A 277-nucleotide genomic window follows, 5' to 3' on the forward strand; every position below is an offset into this window, starting at 1 on the left:
GCATCGCGCCCTTGGCCACGCCGGTGGTGCCGCCGGTGTACTGCAGGAAGGCGACATCGTCGTGGTCGATCTCGACCTTGGGCAGGGTGTGGCGGCTGCCCAGCTTGAGCGCCTGGTTGAAGCGGATCGCGCCGCGCAGGCTGTAGTTGGGCACCATCTTCTTGATGTACTTCAGGACGAAGTTCACCACGATGCCCTTGGCGCCGAGCATGTCGCCCAGGCCGGTGGTCACCACCTGCTTGATCGGGGTGTCGGCAATGACCTGCTGCACGGTGTC

The 277-nt window shown here is 65.0% G+C and carries 1 protein-coding gene; it reads right to left on the bottom strand.

Features of this window, described 5'->3' with window-relative positions; genetic code table 11:
• Positions 1 to 277 (bottom strand): AMP-binding protein (locus AC4F3Q_RS13545; RefSeq protein WP_491040421.1); only part of this gene is annotated, 277 nt, incomplete at both ends.

The sequence above is a fragment of the Flavimobilis sp. BM9 genome (assembly GCF_058313055.1).